The 16271-nt window shown below is 67.4% G+C and carries 15 protein-coding genes; 4 read left to right on the top strand and 11 right to left on the bottom strand.

What is annotated here, in order from left to right:
• Nucleotides 1–161: 161 nt before the first annotated feature.
• A complete protein-coding gene (gene cobA, locus K3U94_RS14670) occupies nt 162–1370 on the bottom strand; it encodes a uroporphyrinogen-III C-methyltransferase (protein ID WP_220694178.1) in 1209 nt (402 codons plus the stop codon).
• A 73-nt stretch (nt 1371–1443) separates the two neighbouring features.
• Nucleotides 1444–2889 carry a malate dehydrogenase (quinone) gene (gene mqo, locus K3U94_RS14675; protein WP_220696812.1) on the bottom strand — a complete coding sequence of 482 codons (1446 nt, stop codon included), beginning with the start codon at nt 2887–2889 and terminating at the stop codon, nt 1444–1446.
• A gap of 62 nt (nt 2890–2951) precedes the next feature.
• Here mqo and mtr point away from each other — a divergent pair, with 62 nt between their 5' ends.
• On the top strand, nt 2952–4340 hold the full coding sequence (gene mtr, locus K3U94_RS14680; RefSeq protein WP_220694179.1) for a mycothione reductase: 1389 nt from the start codon (nt 2952–2954) through the stop codon (nt 4338–4340).
• A 12-nt stretch (nt 4341–4352) separates the two neighbouring features.
• The gene (locus K3U94_RS14685) at nt 4353–6149 is read left to right on the top strand and encodes an acyl-CoA dehydrogenase family protein (RefSeq protein WP_220694180.1); all 1797 of its coding nucleotides are present in this window, start codon (nt 4353–4355) and stop codon (nt 6147–6149) included.
• 17 nt (nt 6150–6166) lie between these two features.
• Here K3U94_RS14685 and K3U94_RS14690 read toward each other — a convergent pair whose 3' ends face one another.
• Nucleotides 6167–7138 carry a quinone oxidoreductase family protein gene (locus K3U94_RS14690; RefSeq protein WP_220694181.1) on the bottom strand — a complete coding sequence of 324 codons (972 nt, stop codon included), beginning with the start codon at nt 7136–7138 and terminating at the stop codon, nt 6167–6169.
• A gap of 67 nt (nt 7139–7205) precedes the next feature.
• Here K3U94_RS14690 and K3U94_RS14695 point away from each other — a divergent pair, with 67 nt between their 5' ends.
• Nucleotides 7206–7706, top strand: coding sequence for a MarR family winged helix-turn-helix transcriptional regulator (locus tag K3U94_RS14695; protein WP_047318647.1), 501 nt, complete (start codon nt 7206–7208; stop codon nt 7704–7706).
• A gap of 24 nt (nt 7707–7730) precedes the next feature.
• Here the strand turns inward: K3U94_RS14695 and K3U94_RS14700 are convergent, their stop codons facing one another.
• Nucleotides 7731–8234, bottom strand: a complete 504-nt coding sequence (locus K3U94_RS14700) for a hypothetical protein (protein ID WP_220694182.1) — start codon at nt 8232–8234, stop codon at nt 7731–7733.
• 197 nt (nt 8235–8431) lie between these two features.
• Here K3U94_RS14700 and K3U94_RS14705 point away from each other — a divergent pair, with 197 nt between their 5' ends.
• Nucleotides 8432–8629 (top strand): hypothetical protein, encoded by a 198-nt coding sequence (locus K3U94_RS14705; protein WP_267878372.1) that lies wholly within the window; start codon nt 8432–8434, stop codon nt 8627–8629.
• Here K3U94_RS14705 and K3U94_RS14710 read toward each other — a convergent pair.
• From K3U94_RS14710 to map, 7 genes are all read right to left on the bottom strand, one after another.
• Nucleotides 8616–9392, bottom strand: coding sequence for a 3-oxoacyl-ACP reductase (locus tag K3U94_RS14710; RefSeq protein ID WP_220694183.1), 777 nt, complete (start codon nt 9390–9392; stop codon nt 8616–8618). The genes K3U94_RS14705 and K3U94_RS14710 overlap by 14 nt on opposite strands.
• Nucleotides 9389–10753, bottom strand: a complete 1365-nt coding sequence (locus K3U94_RS14715; protein WP_220694184.1) for an aldehyde dehydrogenase family protein — start codon at nt 10751–10753, stop codon at nt 9389–9391. Before K3U94_RS14715 ends, K3U94_RS14710 begins: the two co-directional genes overlap by 4 nt.
• Complete coding sequence (locus K3U94_RS14720) at nt 10750–11487, bottom strand: gamma-glutamyl-gamma-aminobutyrate hydrolase family protein (protein WP_220694185.1); 738 nt, start codon at nt 11485–11487, stop codon at nt 10750–10752. The genes K3U94_RS14715 and K3U94_RS14720 overlap by 4 nt, the downstream gene beginning before the upstream one ends.
• Nucleotides 11474–12838 carry a glutamine synthetase family protein gene (locus K3U94_RS14725; RefSeq protein WP_220694186.1) on the bottom strand — a complete coding sequence of 455 codons (1365 nt, stop codon included), beginning with the start codon at nt 12836–12838 and terminating at the stop codon, nt 11474–11476. The genes K3U94_RS14720 and K3U94_RS14725 overlap by 14 nt, the downstream gene beginning before the upstream one ends.
• Nucleotides 12839–12902: 64 nt before the next feature.
• The gene (locus K3U94_RS14730) at nt 12903–14645 is read right to left on the bottom strand and encodes an AMP-binding protein (RefSeq protein WP_220694187.1); all 1743 of its coding nucleotides are present in this window, start codon (nt 14643–14645) and stop codon (nt 12903–12905) included.
• Nucleotides 14646–14741: 96 nt separating this feature from the next.
• Nucleotides 14742–15305, bottom strand: a complete 564-nt coding sequence (locus K3U94_RS14735) for an alpha/beta fold hydrolase (RefSeq protein ID WP_047318580.1) — start codon at nt 15303–15305, stop codon at nt 14742–14744.
• A 96-nt stretch (nt 15306–15401) separates the two neighbouring features.
• On the bottom strand, nt 15402–16259 hold the full coding sequence (gene map / locus K3U94_RS14740) for a type I methionyl aminopeptidase (RefSeq protein ID WP_047318581.1): 858 nt from the start codon (nt 16257–16259) through the stop codon (nt 15402–15404).
• Nucleotides 16260–16271: the final 12 nt, after the last annotated feature.

Genomic DNA, 16271 nt, shown 5'->3' on the forward strand with positions numbered 1-16271 from the left:
AGCCAGGACGACACATACTTGCTGGTCCAGCTCACGAGATCGGAGCCGGCTCGCCCCCGGGGAACCTGCCCGGCAGCGCCTTCGGACCGCTGCACGGTCGCACGCCCTGCATCATCAAGTGCAGTCATAACCGGCTACCCTACAGTAATATTAAGAGCTGTTTAAACCCCGAAACCTGCGACGGCCCCGATAATGACGATCGCGGGAGGTCGGATGCCCTCCGCGCGGATTTTCTCGGGCGCGTCGGCCAGGGTCGCTCGTAGCGTGTGCTGGGCCGGCGTGGTGCCGTGTTGCACCACCAGAACCGGCGTATCCGCAGGTCGTCCGCCTTTTTGCAGCACCGCGCAGAATTGTTCGATGCGTTCGATAGCCATCAGCAACACGATGGTTCCGCGCAGTGCGGCCAGGGCGTCCCAATTCACTAACGATTCGGGATCGTCGGGTGCGACATGCCCGCTGACCACCACAAATTCGTGGTTGACGGCCCGGTGGGTGACCGGCACTCCGGCCAGAGCCGGTACCGCTATGGCACTGGTCACACCCGGTACCACCGTCACCGGGATACCGGCCTCGGCGCAGGCCAGGACTTCTTCGTAGCCGCGGGCGAACACGAACGGGTCGCCGCCCTTGAGGCGCACCACGAACTTGCCGGCCTTGGCGCGTTCGATCATCAGCGCGTTGATGGCGTCCTGCGCCATTGCCCGCCCGTAGGGGATCTTGGCGGCGTCGATGACTTCGACGTTCGGCGGCAGTTCGGCGAGCAGTTCGGGCGGGGCAAGCCGGTCGGTCACCACGACGTCGGCGTGCGAGAGCATGCGACGGCCGCGCACCGTGATCAGTTCCGGATCGCCGGGTCCGCCGCCTACCAGCGCCACACCGCCGCGCACCACGTCAGAGGTCTCTGCGGTAATGGCTCCGGACTGCAGGGCCTCCCGGATCGCCGAGCGGATCGCCGCCGACCGGTTGTGCTCGCCGCCGGCCAGAACGCCCACCGACAGACCGGAGTAACCGAAGGTGGCCGGGGTGACCGCGGATCCCTCGACGGCCAGATCGGCCCGCACACAGAAGATCTGGCGACGATCGGCCTCAGCCACAATGGCGGCGTTGACCTCCGGGTCGTCGGTGGCCGCGATCGCATACCAAGCGTCGGCCAGATCTCCGTCGCGGTAGGCGCGCGAGACCAGCGTGATGCCGGGCTTGCGCTCCCCCAGCGCTTCGACCGCCGGGGTGGCGCTGGGTGCGATCACCAGCACCTGCGCGCCGCTGTCCACCAACAGCGGAAGTCGTCGCTGCGCGACGCTTCCCGCGCCCACAACGACAACCTTGCGGCCGGCCAGCCGTAAACCGGCCAGGTAGGGGTTCTCGGTCACCCGGCAACTCTAGTGGCGATCGCCAGCGCGGCGAAGCCGGGCGCTGGGGGCACCTCCGTTAGCCCCGTGCCCATCAGGTGAGCTGAAGCTGTCGGCTGCCCCACTGCCACACCTGCTCGTATAACGCGGGCTCTTCGGAGAGTCGCGTGCCCAACGAGGGCACCATCTCTTTGAGCGTCGGCAGCCACTGCGCGAACTTCCCGGCGAAACAGCGCGCCAGCACCTCCAGCATCGCCGGCACCGCGGTCGAAGCGCCGGGTGAGGCACCGAGCAGTCCCGCGATGCTGCCGTCGCCGGCGCTGACGATCGTGGTGTCGAAATCGAGTTGTCCGCCGCGGATCACCTGCACGCGCTGGCCGGCCCGGATCTCATTCCAGTCCGCTTGATCGGCAGGCGGCAGGAACTCCCGCAGCGCCTCGACACGGGTGGCGTGTGTCCGCCGCAGTTGGCCGAGCAGGTACCCGACCAGTTCGCGCTCCCGGATCCCGGCGCTCAGCAGTGACTTCACGTTGTCGAAGCGGACCGATCTCGGCAGGTCCGTGGCGCGCCCGTGCTTGAGGAACTTCGGAGACCAGCCGGCAAACGGCCCGAACAGCAGCCACGACGCACCATTGACCATCCGGGAGTCCAGGTGCGGGGCCGTCGTCGACGGCGCACCCGGGACCGGGGCGCCGTACACCTTGGCGCGGTGTCCGGCGGTCAGCTGCGCGGCGCCGCAGCGCAGGAACACCCCACCGATCGGGAAGCCGCCGTAGCCCCGCACTTCGGGGATCCCCGCGCGCTGCAACAAGCCCAGCGTCGCTCCCCCGGCGCCGATGAAGACGAATTTGGCATTGAGCCTTCGGGTTTCGCCGGTTCGGCGGTTGGCCAGGCCCAACGTCCAGCTGCCGTCGGACTCCCGGCGCAGCGAGCGCAACTCGTGGCCGAAGAACACCGCAGTGCCGTGGCGCACGCCGTAGCCGATGAGCTGGCCGGCCAGCGCACCGAAGTCGACGTCGGTGCCATGCGGCGCCCAGTCCAGGGCCACCGGCACGTCGGGATCTCTCCCGGCGGCCATCGCGGGCAGGCGCGCGGCGAACTCGCCGAAGTCGGTGATGAACTCGGTTCCGGCGAACAACGGGTTGCCGGCCAGCGCACGATGGCGCCGCCGCAGGTAGTCCACGCCCTCGGTGCCGTGCACGAAGCTGACGTGCGGGATCGGATGCACGAAGTCGCGCGGTTGCTCCAGCAGGCCGTTTTCCACGGCATACGCCCAGAACTGCCGGGTCACCTGGAACTGCTCGTTGACGCGCACCGCTTTGGCGGTGTCGATCGAGCCGTCGGGCTGCTGCGGTGTGTAGAACAGTTCGCACAGTCCGGCGTGGCCGGTTCCGGCGTTGTTCCACGGATCGCTGCTCTCGCCGGCGGCGGATTCCAACCGCTCAACGATGGTGATTGCGGCGTTGGGTTCCAGGCGGCGCAGGATCGCCCCCAATGTGGCGCTCATGATGCCCGCGCCGATCAGCGCTACGTCGGTCATCTCGGTCTGAACCGATGTGGACACGCCATCAGATTAGCCCGCACACCGTTTAGGCTGACGCAATGGAGAGCTACGACCTGGCGATCATCGGAACCGGTTCGGGCAACAGCATTCTCGACGAGCGCTACGCGGACAAGCGGGTGGCGATCTGCGAGCAGGGCACTTTCGGCGGCACCTGCCTCAATGTGGGCTGCATCCCGACCAAGATGTTCGTCTACGCCGCCGAGGTCGCCAAGACGGTGACCGAGGCGTCTCGCTACGGGATTGACGCTCATATCGACGGTGTGCGCTGGGACGACATCGTCTCGCGGGTGTTCGGGCGGATCGACCCGATCGCCGCCGGCGGCGAGCAGTACCGCCGCAGCCTGCCAAACGTCGACGTCTACGGCGAGCACACCCGGTTCGGCCCGGTCGGCGCGTGCGGCCGGTACCTATTGCTCACCGCCGGCGGCGAGCAGTTCAGCGCCGAGCAGGTGGTGATCGCGGCCGGGTCGCGCTCGGCAATCCCGCCCGCCATCGCCAACAGCGGGGCGCATTACTACACCAGCGACGACATCATGCGGATCGCTGAGCTGCCCGAGCATCTGGTGATCGTGGGCGGCGGCTTCATCGCCGCCGAGTTCGCCCACGTTTTCTCCGCCTTGGGAGTCCGGGTCACGGTGGTGATCCGCGGCTCGACCTTGCTACGGCACTGCGACGAGACCGTGGCCGAACGCTTCACCCGGATCGCCGCGGCCAAGTGGGAGCTGCGCTCGCACCGCAACGTGGTCGCAGCCCGCCAGGAGGGATCCGCCGGGCCGGGTGTCGTCGTGGAGCTTGACGACGGCTCGGTGCTGCGGGCCGACGCGATGCTGGTGGCCACCGGGCGGGTGCCCAACGGTGACCTGCTGGACGCCGAGCAGGCCGGTGTCGTCGTCGCCGGCGGGCGGGTGACCGTCGACAAGTACCAACGTACTTCGGCGCGCGGAGTTTTCGCGCTCGGCGACGTGTCCTCGCCCTACGAGCTCAAGCATGTCGCCAACCACGAAGCCAGGGTGGTGCAACACAACCTGCTGTGCGACTGGGACGACGTGGACTCGATGCGGATCACCGACCACCGCTATGTGCCGGCCGCGGTCTTCACCGATCCGCAGATCGCTGCGGTCGGACTGACCGAAACACAGGCGTTGGCAAAGGGTCTCGATATCTCGGTGAAGATCCAGGATTACGGTGACGTCGCCTACGGCTGGGCGATGGAGGACAGCAACGGATTTGCCAAGCTCATCGCCGAACGCGGCACCGGGCGGCTCCTCGGCGCACACATCATGGGCTACCAGGCGTCGTCGATCATCCAGCCGCTGATTCAGGCGATGAGCTTCGGTCTCACCGCGCCGGAGATGGCCCGCGGTCAATACTGGATCCACCCGGCGCTGCCCGAGGTCGTGGAGAACGCACTGCTCGGCCTGGAGTGAAAGGTTCGCCAGATGAAGTCCACCCTGCTGTCCCGCCAAGACCTCGATTTCCTGCTGTTCGACTGGCTGCGCGTCGACGAACTCACCGGGCGAGAGCGCTTCTCCGAACACTCCCGGGAAACCTTCTCCGACACACTCGATTTGTGCGAGCAGTTGGCCACTCGCTATTTCGCCCCGCACAACAAGAAGAGCGACGCTCACGAGCCCACCTTCGACGGGACGAAAGTCACCATCATCGGTGAAGTCAAGGAGGCACTGGCGGCCTGCGCCGAGGCTGAGCTGATCGGCATGGCCATGGACTACTCGCTGGGCGGTGCGCAATTGCCGGCAACGGTGGCCCAGGCCGGCTTCGCCTGGCTGTTCGCCGCCAACGTCAGCACCGCCGGCTATCCGATGCTGACCATGGCCAACGCGAACCTGCTCGCCAAGTTCGGCAGCGAAGAACAGGTCACCGCCTTCGTCAAACCCATGCTCGCCGGCCGCTTCTTCGGGACGATGTGCCTCTCGGAGACCCAGGCCGGTTCATCGCTGGCCGATATCACCACCCGTGCGGAGCCCCGGGCCGACGGCACCTTCCGGCTGTTCGGATCGAAGATGTGGATCTCCGGTGGCGAACACGACCTGACCGACAACATCGTCCACCTGGTGCTGGCCAAGATCCCGGGCGGCCCGGCCGGCACCAAAGGGATCTCGCTGTTCATCGTGCCGAAGTATCTGGTGAATCCCGACGGCACGCTGGGTGAGCGCAACGACGTCGTGCTGGCTGGGCTCAACCACAAGATGGGCTATCGCGGAATCACCAACACCGTGCTCAACTTCGGGGAGGGCGGCCACCGACCCGGCGGCGAGCCGGGCGCGGTCGGCTATCTCGTGGGCGACGAGCACCGCGGCTTGACCTACATGTTCCACATGATGAACGAAGCCCGCCTCGGCGTGGGCATGGGTGCCATCGCGCTCGGCTACACCGGCTACCTGAAGTCGCTGGACTACGCGCGCAGCCGTCCACAGGGGCGTCCGGCGACCACGAAAGACCCTGCGATGCCGCAGGTTCCGATCATCGAGCACGCGGATGTCAGGCGGATGCTGCTCGCGCAGAAGTCCTACGTCGAGGGAGCGCTCGCCTTGGCTCTCTATTGCGCGCGACTGGTCGACATCGCGCACACCGCCGAATCCGACGAGGAACTTGACCACGCCACGGCGCTGCTGGACATCCTCACCCCGATCGCCAAGAGCTGGCCGTCTCAGTGGTGCCTGGCCGCCAACGATCTGGCGATCCAGGTGCACGGCGGCTACGGCTACACCCGCGAGTACGACGTCGAACAGCACTACCGGGACAACCGGCTCAACCCGATCCACGAGGGCACCCACGGCATCCAGAGCCTGGACCTGTTGGGCCGCAAGGTGGTGCAACGCGACGGGGCCAGCCTGGCCGCGCTACACCGGGCAATGACCGAGAGCACCGCGGCCGCGCATGGGGCCGGCGGCGAACTGGCCGATATGGCCACCCAACTCGACACGGTGATCCAGCGACTGGTATCCGTCACCGCGGGCATGTTCGCCGCCGGCGACATCGATGCCGCGCTGGCCAACAGCGCGGTCTATCTGGAGGCCTTCGGCCATGTGGTGATCGCCTGGATCTGGCTGGAGCAGCTGTTGGCCGCCCAGGGGCGCACCGGGGACTTTTTCGACGGCAAACGCCAGGCGGCCCGGTACTTCTTCCGGTATGAGCTGCCGAATACCGGACCGCAGCTCGACCTGCTGGAAAGCCTGGACCGCACGACTCTGGAGATGCGGCCGGAGTGGTTCTGACGTAGGCCGAAGCGGCTTTAGGGCGTGAAGACCACCCGGGTGCCCGACGGCTCCCGCTGAGTCCACACCTTCTCGACGTCCGCCAAGGGCTGCCGCTGGGTCGCGAGCTGAAGTTGGCCGTCGGCGAGCATGGCGAACAGCCGGGGCAGGAATTCCTGGTTGGCCTGCCGCAGCACGTCCATCGGGACACTGCCGAGGCCCACCCCGCGCAGCGTCACCGCGGCGCTGCGCAGAATTCCACCGGCGAGGTTGATGGTGGGGCCGGCCATCGTGCCGACCTGGATGAACTGTGTCGCGTGGGCGACTGCCCCCAGGCCCTGATTGCCCAGGGCGGCCAGCACCTGCTCGGCCGGTTCCCCCCACAGGTAGTCGATGACCACGTCGAACGGGCGGTCTCGGTGCGCCGCGGCGACCCGGGCGGCCAGGTCGTCGTGGCCCAGCCGGATGGTGTCGGCGCCGAGACCGCGCAGCCAGTCGAGCCGGTCGGCGTCACGTCCGACAGCGACCACCCGCTCGACCCCGAACTCGGACTTGGCCAACTGAACCGCCAGTGACCCGGTGACGCCGGTCGCGCCCAGTACCAGTACGTGATGTTCGGGGCGGACCTGTGCGGCGTGCTGTAGCGACACCCACGCCGACACGCCGGGGTTGGGCGCGGCCGCAGCGAGTACCGGATCGATGCCGTCTGGCAGCTCGACGATCCGGCCCGGGGCAAGCAGGGTGCGTTCGGCCATCATTCCGTATGGCGTGACCGCGGTGCCGTACACCCGGCGGCCGTCGGCGAGGCGGGCCACACCGTCCACTCCGGCCACCCCGGGCAGCGACAAACCCGAACTGCCGTAGTGCGTACCGGCGACCAACCCGCGGGTGAGGTTGGTCAGTGCCGACGCCTCCACTGTCGCAATGACCGCGCCGTCATGTGCTTCGGGCTCGGGGAAATCGGTGTATACCGGCACCCGCCCCAACGCCTCGATCACTGCTGCCTTCATCGACGCCTCCTTTTGGTTTCTATGGAAACCATACTCGGAGACGCGGCGCCGTGGCAATATGGTTTCGGTGAAAACCAAAGCGGACGTGATCGCCCGGATCGGCGACCTGGTCCAAGCCGTGGGCGACAAGTTCGACGACTCCGGCGGCGACGCCGAGCGTGACTTCATGGCGCAGCACTGCCCTCGGCGGCTAGAGGCGGCAGTGCGCGAACTGCCCACCCTGAGCATGCATCTGCTCGATCGCATCGGCGACGATCCGGTCAATATCGTCACCCTGGCCGCCCGATCCGGGCAGCTCAAGGGCACCGTATCCAAGCATGTGCAGCGCTTGGTGGCGGCCGGCCTGGTCGAACGCCTGCCCGTGCCGGGCAACCGCAAGGAGATCGCCCTGCGACTCACCGCGGACGGCCGCATCGTGGTGCGCGCCCACCGCCGCCTGCACGATGAGATGAACCTCGGCATGAGCGACTTCTTGTCCCGCTACACCCATGCCGAATTGGCGACGGTGGCGAAGATCCTGGGCGACCTGCTGGCGACCGAGCGGGTGGGTGTGCGGCTGGCGCCGTAGCCGAATGGTTCCGAGGAACGCCTACTAGAACTCGGTCGAAGGGAGAGTGTCGAAGAGGGTGAAGTCCTGGCCGCCGAAATCGATGACATCCGACATACCGATCACGACTCCAGAGGAGTTCAACTCCTCGGTGAAGGTGTTGCCCCACAGCTCAGTCCCGGTGGCGTCGGATGCGACGAAGTTGGAATACTCCTCGATGTAGTCATGGCTGTCGGCGCCGTTGACGTACAGCTCGTAGCCGGCGGTATTCGAGTAGAAATCCAGTCCAGCGAAGATTTGATTGGTTGCGATCCAGTTGCCGACCACCCCGTCTCCGTGAATCCCGACCGTCGGATGAGATAAGTCTTTGACTCCACCTGTGAAGAAGTACTCTCCCGGTTGACCGGCGTCGGGACCGTTGGACGATATCGGCTCGTATACGACGTAATCGGGGTCGGCGGCCGCCAGGGCGCTGGTGGCCAGCGCGATCAGCGGTGCGCCCAAAGCGAAGCCAAGCAGTGTCGCGCAGCGAATCGTGTGCGTATTCATGGTGAGCCCCCAATGCTTTGCTGTGTTTATGCTAAGAATTCGGGACGCTATCGGGTTGCTGTCGCAGCGATCAACACACCGTTCCACTCAATGGAACACCCACGACACAGCCCGTTCAGCCCAACCCTTCCCGGTCCGGTACTGTCACCGTATCCACTTGTGTCACTGTGGTTTTGGTTGTGGATAGCTTCGGCGACGTGGATCGGGCGCCGGGGCTGGATTTCGAGGCCCTGACGGCGCGGGAATGCCTGGCTTTGTTGCGGCGCTGCGAGAAGCTACGGCGGCGGCTCCCGGCGGTGGAACATCCCCTGGTCAATCAGATCGCCGCCGCCGACCCCGCCGAGATCGGGGGCAAAGCCCGCTGGGTGCCGAGCCGGGCGACTACAGCGGCGTGACGTACGCCGAGCTGATCCCACCGTCCACCAGGAACGTCGAGCCGGTGATGAACGACGCGTCATCGCTGGCCAGGAACGCGACGGCGGCGGCGATCTCCTCCGGCTCGGCGAACCGGCCCACCGGCACGTGCACCAGCCGGCGGGCGGCGCGCTCCGGGTCGGCGGCGAACAGCTCCTGCAGCAGCGGGGTGTTCACCGGCCCGGGGCACAACGCGTTGACCCGGATGCCTTGCCGGGCGTACTGCACCCCGAGCTCACGCGACATGGCCAGCACGCCGCCCTTGGAGGCGGTGTAGGAGATCTGGGAGGTGGCCGAACCCATCACCGCCACGAACGATGCGGTGTTGATGATCGACCCGCGTCCGGCGGGCGCCATGTGCCGCAGTGCCGCCCGGCAGCACAGGTACACCGACTTCAGGTTGACATCCTGAACCCGTTGCCAGGCAGGAAGTTCCGTGGTTTCAATCACGTCGTCGTCGGGCGGCGAGATGCCGGCGTTGTTGAAGGCGATGTCCACCGAGCCGAACGTCTGGGCCGCGGTGTCGAACAGCGCGTCGACCTGGTCCTGATCGGAGACGTCGACCTGAACGAACAGGCCGTCGAGCTCATCGGCGACCGCGGTGCCGGCCGCCTGGTCGAGGTCGCCGACCACGATCTGGGCGCCTTCGGCGCGCATCCGCCGCGCGGATGCCAAGCCGATTCCGCCACCGGCGCCGGTCACCACGGCTACCCGTCCGGCCAGGCGTTGGGTCAGATCGGTCACTGCATCTCCTTCACTGCGATGAATACGTTTTTGGTCTCGGTGAACGACAGCGGGGCGTCCGCGCCCAGCTCCCGGCCCAGCCCCGACTGTTTGAAGCCGCCGAACGGCGTGGTGAAGCGCACCGAGGAGTGCGAATTCACCGACAGGTTGCCGGCTTCCACCGCCCGCGAGACGCGCAGCGCCCGGGACAGGTCGTTGGTCCAGATCGAGCCCGACAGCCCGTAGACGGTGTTGTTGGCCAGGGCGATGGCGTCGGCTTCATCATCGAACGGCAGCACCGTCACCACCGGGCCGAAAATCTCCTCGCTGACGCACCGGTCGGTGGCCGCGGGAGTCAGGACCGTGGGCGGGAACCAGAAACCGGGGCCGGTGGGAGCCTGACCTCGGAAGGCGACCGGCGCGTCGTCGGGCACGTAGGAGGCCACCTTTTCCCAGTGCGGGCGCGACACCAGCGGGCCCATCTCGGTGTCGCGGGACGTCGGGTCGCCGACGACCACGCCGGCCACCGCGGGCTCCAGCAACTCCATGAAGCGGTCATAGACGCTGCGCTGCACAAGGATCCGGCTACGCGCGCAGCAGTCCTGCCCGGCGTTGTCGAACACGCCGTAGGGTGCCGTCGCGGCCGCCTGCTCCAGGTCGCAGTCGCCGAACACGATGTTGGCGCTCTTGCCGCCGAGTTCCAGCGTCACCCGTTTGACCCCGGCCGCGCCGGCCTGCAGGACCCGGGTGCCGGTGGTGGTGGAACCGGTGAACACGATCTTGGCCACGCCCGGGTGGGTGACCAGGCGCTCCCCCACCTCTGCACCGCGACCGGGCAGCACCTGCAAGAGGTCGCCATCCAGACCCGACTCCACAGCCAGCTCCGCCAACCGCAGTGTGGTCAGCGGCGTCCACTCGGCGGGCTTGATCAGCACCGCGTTTCCGGCGGCCAGCGCCGGTGCGAAACCCCACGCGGCGATCGGCATCGGGAAGTTCCACGGGGTGATGATCCCGACGACGCCCAGCGGCTCGTGGAAGGTGACGTCGAGCCCACCGGCGACCGGTATCTGCTTGCCGGACAGCCGTTCCGGGCTGGCCGCATAGAACTGCAGCACGTCGCGGACATGCCCGGCTTCCCATTCGGCGGCCGACACCGGATGGCCGGAGTTGGTGACCTCGAGCGCGGCCAGCTCGTCGATGTGGGCGCCGACAACCGCGGCGAAGTCTCGCAGCGCCGCGGCCCGCTCGGCCGGGGCACGTTTGGCCCACCGCTTCTGGGCGGCCTGCGCGCGGCGCACCGCATCGTCCACGGCGGCGGCTTCGACGTGGTCGACGGTCGCGAAGACCACCCCGGTGGCCGGGTTGATCAGTTCGTGGATCATTCGCTCACCCGAGCCGACGCGTACTTGCCCGCTTCGGCCACGATCGCGGCGAACAGCCGCAGATCGTCCGGGGATTCCTCGGGATGCCACTGAACCGCGAGCACGAAATCCTCCCCGGGAAGCTCGATCGCCTCGATGACCCCGTCGTCATCGCGCGCACTGACGACAAGTTTCGCACCCACGTCCGCGATCGCCTGATGGTGGTAGCACTGCACCTGGCAGGTCTCGCCCAGAAGCTCGGCCAGCCGAGTGCCAGCCACGGTGCGCACCGGCATCGGGGTGAAGACGCCGTTACCCGCCCGGTGGCCGGTGCTACCGATGACGTCGGGCAGGTGCTGGTGCAGCGTCCCGCCGAGCGCCACGTTGAGTACTTGGGCGCCACGACAGATCCCCAGCACCGGCATCCCGCGCCGCATCGCCTCCGCCAACAGGGCGAATTCCCAGGCGTCCCGGGTGCTGTCGGGCCGATCAGTCTCATCGTGCGGGGTCTGGCCGTACCCGGCGGGGTCCAGGTCGCGGCCGCCGGTGATCACCAGGGCGCTGACACCGGAGAGCACACGCGCCGCGATGTCGGGTGTCACCGGCTGCGGCGGCAACAGCACCGCGATTCCGCCTGCGGCGGTGATGCTCTGGATGTATTGGGCGGGCAGCAGGCCGGCCCGCGCATCCCAGACTCCGAACTTCGCTCGGTCCAGATAGGTCGTCAGTCCGATAACGGGTTCAGAAGCGCTCAAAACCCCGGACCCTCTCCCAGTCGGTCACCGCGGTGTTGAATGCGTCCAACTCGACCCGGGCACTGTGCAGGTAATGCTCGACGACCTCATCGCCGAACGCCTTGCGCGCTAACGCCGATTCGGCGAACAGCTCCACGGCGCCGCCGAGCGTCGTGGGCAGGTGCGGCAGTCCCGCCCGGTAGGCGTCGCCGTCGACCGGCTCGGGCAGCGCCAGATCATTGTCGATGCCGTGCAGCCCCGCCGCGATCAGTGCCGCGACCGCCAGATAGGGGTTCACGTCGCCGCCGGGCACCCGGCACTCCACCCGCATCGAGTTGCCGTGGCCGAGTACTCGCAGCGCACAGGTGCGATTGTCCAGGCCCCACGCTATCGCCGTGGGGGCGAAACTACCGCCGACGAATCGCTTGTAGGAGTTGATGTTCGGGGCATAACACAGGGTCAGCTCGGGCAGCGTGGCCAGCACGCCGGCCAGGAAACCCCGGAACAACGCCGACATGCCGTGCGGCGCCTCGGGATCAGCGAACACCGGAGATCCTTCGGTGTTGCGCAGTGACAGATGCACATGGCAGCTGTTGCCTTCGCGTTGGTCGAACTTCGCCATGAACGTCAGGCTCTTGCCGTGCTGGTCGGCGATCTCCTTGGCGCCGCTCTTGTAGACGCTGTGGTTGTCGCAAGTGGTCAGCGCCTCTTCGTAGCGGAAGGTGATCTCCTGCTGGCCGTTGTTGCACTCCCCTTTGACGCCCTCGCAGCGCAGGCCCGCGCCGGTCATCCCCAGCCGAATGTCACGCAGCAGCGGTTCCAGCCGCGTGCCGGCGACCAGACCATAGTCGGCGTTGTAGTCGGTCCCCGCGGTCAGGCCACGATACCCACCGGCCCACGCCTGCCGGTAGCTCTCCTCGAAGACCAGGAACTCCAGTTCGGTGGCGGCGTAGGCGATCAGTCCGCGCTCGGCCAGTCGGGCGAGTTGAGCGGCCAGTATCTGACGGGGCGCCACCGTGACCGGACCGCCGTCCGGCCAGTGCGCGTCGGCCAGCACGTGCGCGGTGCCGGGCAACCACGGGATGCGCCGCAGTGTGGCGAAGTCCGGTTTGAGCACCAGATCGCCGTAGCCGGTGCCCCAGTCGGCGATCGAGTAGCCGGGGACGGTGTGCATCTCCACGTCGACGGCCAGCAGGTAGCTGCAGCACTCCACGCCGTGTTCGGCAACCTCGGCGACGAAGTGCTCGGCCGCGACTCTCTTGCCGACCAACCGGCCCTGCATGTCGGCGAACGCCACCACAACGGTGTCGATCTCCCCGGAGGCGACCAGTGGTTGCAGCTCTGTCAGGGACAGCATCGTAGGCCGACTCATTGCGCTCCTTCGCCGACGACGATCTTCCCTGACAGTTGAGTGCTGTCAGGCTACCCGCCCGCGGTCAGTCGACGGTCTCCAGCCGACGGAACTGCGCCGCACGGTAGCAGTCGGCGCATGTGGAGCGGCGGATCTTGCCACTGGTGGTGATCGGCAGCGAGCCGGGAGCGACCAGTACGAGGTCGGCGACCCGGACCCCGTGGTACCGCGAAACCGACGCCGCCACATCCTTTTTCAGAGCCGCTATCCGGTGCAATTGCTCTTCGACGGTATTGCCCCGGTTCTTGACCTCGGCGATGACCACCAGCTGCTCACCACCGTCACCGGCGACCGGCACCGCGGCGACGCGACCCCCGGTGAGCTCCTGCACGGTGGCCTCGATGTCATCGGGGTAGTGATTTCGGCCGTCGACGATCAACAGGTCCTTGATACGCCCGACCACCAGCAGCTCGCCGTCGTGGATGACGCCCAGGTCGCCGGTGCGCAACCACGGCCCCACCGGTGTGCCGGCGGACGGAGACTCGAGGTGCCCGCCGAAGGTGCGCTCGGTGGCCTCCGCGTTGTGCCAGTAACCGCCGGCGACGTTGGGCCCGTGCACCCAGATCTCCCCGACGCGCCCGTCCGGGTTCTCGGTGTGCACCTCGGGGTCGACGATCCGCACCGTGCAGGCCCGCGGAGCGCCGATGCTGACCAGCTCGGCCCCGCCCGGACCGGCCTGCGCAGTGCCGGCCACCAGTTTCTCGTAGTCGAGCCGGACCGTCACCGGACGGTTCGCGCGCGGCGCCGAGGCGACGTAGACCATTGCCTCGGCCAGCCCGTACGACGGTGCCAGTGCACTGGCGGGCAGATTGAAGCGGGTGAAGCGGTCGGTGAAACGGCGGATCGTCGCCGCGTGGATGCGCTCGCTGCCGCTCAAGATGGTGTGCACGCTCCCCAAGTCGAGACCGGCCATGTCCTCATCGGTGGTCCGGCGCGCGGCCAGTTCGAACGCGAAATTGGGTCCGGCGGTGAACGCACAGGAGTTGGTGGCCAGCTGTTGGATCCATCGGGACGGCTTCTGCAGGAACGCTATCGGGCTCATCACCACCGAGTGGCGGCCCAGCAAGACGGCTCCCATCACACCGAGCAGCAGACCCATGTCGTGGTAAAAGGGCAGCCAGGACACCAGCGTGGTGTCCGGCGGTGGCGCTCCCCCGTCGTCGCCGAAGTAGTCCGCGATCACCTGCTCGATGTTGGCGAACACGTTGCGGTGCGACACCACGACGCCCCTCGGCGAGCCGGTTGACCCGGAAGTGTATTGCAGCAGTGCGGTTTTCGTCGTCAACGCACCGGTCCCGCGCCAGGAGACAGGGGCGTCGAGATCGATCAGATCCACCTCGATGATCGCGGGCGAACTTCCGCCGACAGCGCTGACGCAGCCGTGGATGTCGCCGGCGACCGCCGACGTGGTGAGAACCACCGCCGGTGCGCAGTCTTTCAACGCCGCGGTGACTCGCTCGTCGTGGCTGCCGAACGCCGGTACCGGCAACGGCACCACGATGCAGCCCGCCTCCATCGCACCGAAGAAGCCGGCGATGTACTCGAGGCCTTGCGGCGCGAGCAGCGCGACGCGGTCACCCGGCGAGGCAACCGCGGCCACTTCCACGGCGACGGCCTGTGTGCGCGCCAAAATCCGGGACCACGTCAACGTGTCGGCGTAACCGGCCGGATCGACCTCGTAGTCGATATAGGTGAACGCCGGCCGGTCAGGCCACTGCTGAGCACGTTCACGCAGCAACGCCGGTATTGATTGCCCCCACGACAACATTTGGTATCCCCCCAGATACGTATGTGATTTTTCCCCCGCCGACGCACCACCCCCCGGTCGTCGGCTACGCCGGAACCTACTCTTCCGCGCCTGGCATTACCAGGTACTGGCCCGCAACACGATCTCCATCGCCAGTTGTGCGGTGAATTCCTGGGCGCTGCGCCGCCCGGGCAGCATCACCAGGCGATGTTCGCCGTAGACAAACCGTTGGCTGGCGTTGGCCACCGCTGCCGTGGCCCGGGAACTGACCAGAACGGTGGTGTTGATCTCCACCGGAGGGCAGCGCTCGTCACGGATCACGCCGCTGAGATCCGGCGCGCGCGGATGGCCCCGGTCGAGCGCCACCAGACCGGTGAAGCGGTCCGGGCGCGTCGCCGCGAGTTCCCAGGCATTGTCCGCGCCGGTGCGGTCGCCCACCAGAACGCCGCACTGCACGCCCAGCGAATCGAGAATGCCGATCACCGACTTGGGTGTCAGACGCGGATCTGCGCCGATCACGATGGTTCGCAGGGAGGCGGTGTGCAACCGCTGGCAGACCGCGTCGTAGGCGGTGAGGGGGTGCTGCGCCGCAGCAAGCACGACGACGACGGGCCCGTTTTGCGGACCTGCCACATCGACCGGGATCGGGAACCCGTCGATGGTCATCATCGTGCCCGGCATTTGCGCCACGCTACAGCCCATCGGGCGGCACGGGGCGATTTTGGCGGGCCCCTCAGCGGCTCAACAGACTGTGCCTCAACAGCGGCCAGCCGGAAGTCACGGCAGGGTGAGGATCTCGGCTCCGTCGTCCGTCACCACCAGGGTGTGTTCGAACTGGGCGCTCCACTGTCCGTCGCTGGTGACCACCGTCCAGTCGTCGTCCCAGATGTCGTAGTCCAGGCTGCCGAGGTTGATCATCGGCTCGATGGTGAAGGTCATGCCCGGCTCGATGATGGTGTCGACTTCGGGCTGGTCGTAGTGCAGGATCACCAGACCGTTGTGGAAGGTCGGGCCGATCCCGTGGCCGGTGAAGTCGCGGACCACGTTGTAGCCGAACCGGTTCGCATAGGACTCGATGACCCGGCCGATCACCGACAGCGCGCGGCCGGGTTTCACCGCCTTGATGGCACGCATGGTGGCCTCGTGGGTGCGTTCGACCAGCAGCCGGTGTTCTTGTGAGACGTCACCGGCCAGGAAGGTGGCGTTGGTGTCGCCGTGCACTCCGTCGATGTACGCGGTGACGTCGATGTTGACGATGTCGCCGTCGGCGATCACCGTCGAGTCCGGGATGCCGTGACAGATGACTTCGTTGAGCGACGTGCAGCACGACTTGGGAAAACCCTTGTAACCCAACGTCGAGGGGTAAGCGCCGTGGTCGACCATGAACTCGTGGGCGATGCGATCCAGCTCATCGGTGGTCACACCGGGCGCCACGGCCTTGCCCGCCTCGGCAAGCGCACCCGCCGCGATCCGGCTTGCCACCCGCATCTTCTCGATCACCTCAGGCGTCTGCACCCAGGGCTCGGACCCCTCGGCGGCCGTGGCGCGGCCGACGTATTCCGGACGCGGGATGGAGCGGGGCACCGGCAGCGTCGGAGACAGCACGCCAGGGGAAAGTGGGGCACGAACGGGCATTACGCCAGCTTA

The sequence above is a fragment of the Mycolicibacter heraklionensis genome, from assembly GCF_019645815.1.
Classification (GTDB): domain Bacteria; phylum Actinomycetota; class Actinomycetes; order Mycobacteriales; family Mycobacteriaceae; genus Mycobacterium; species Mycobacterium heraklionense.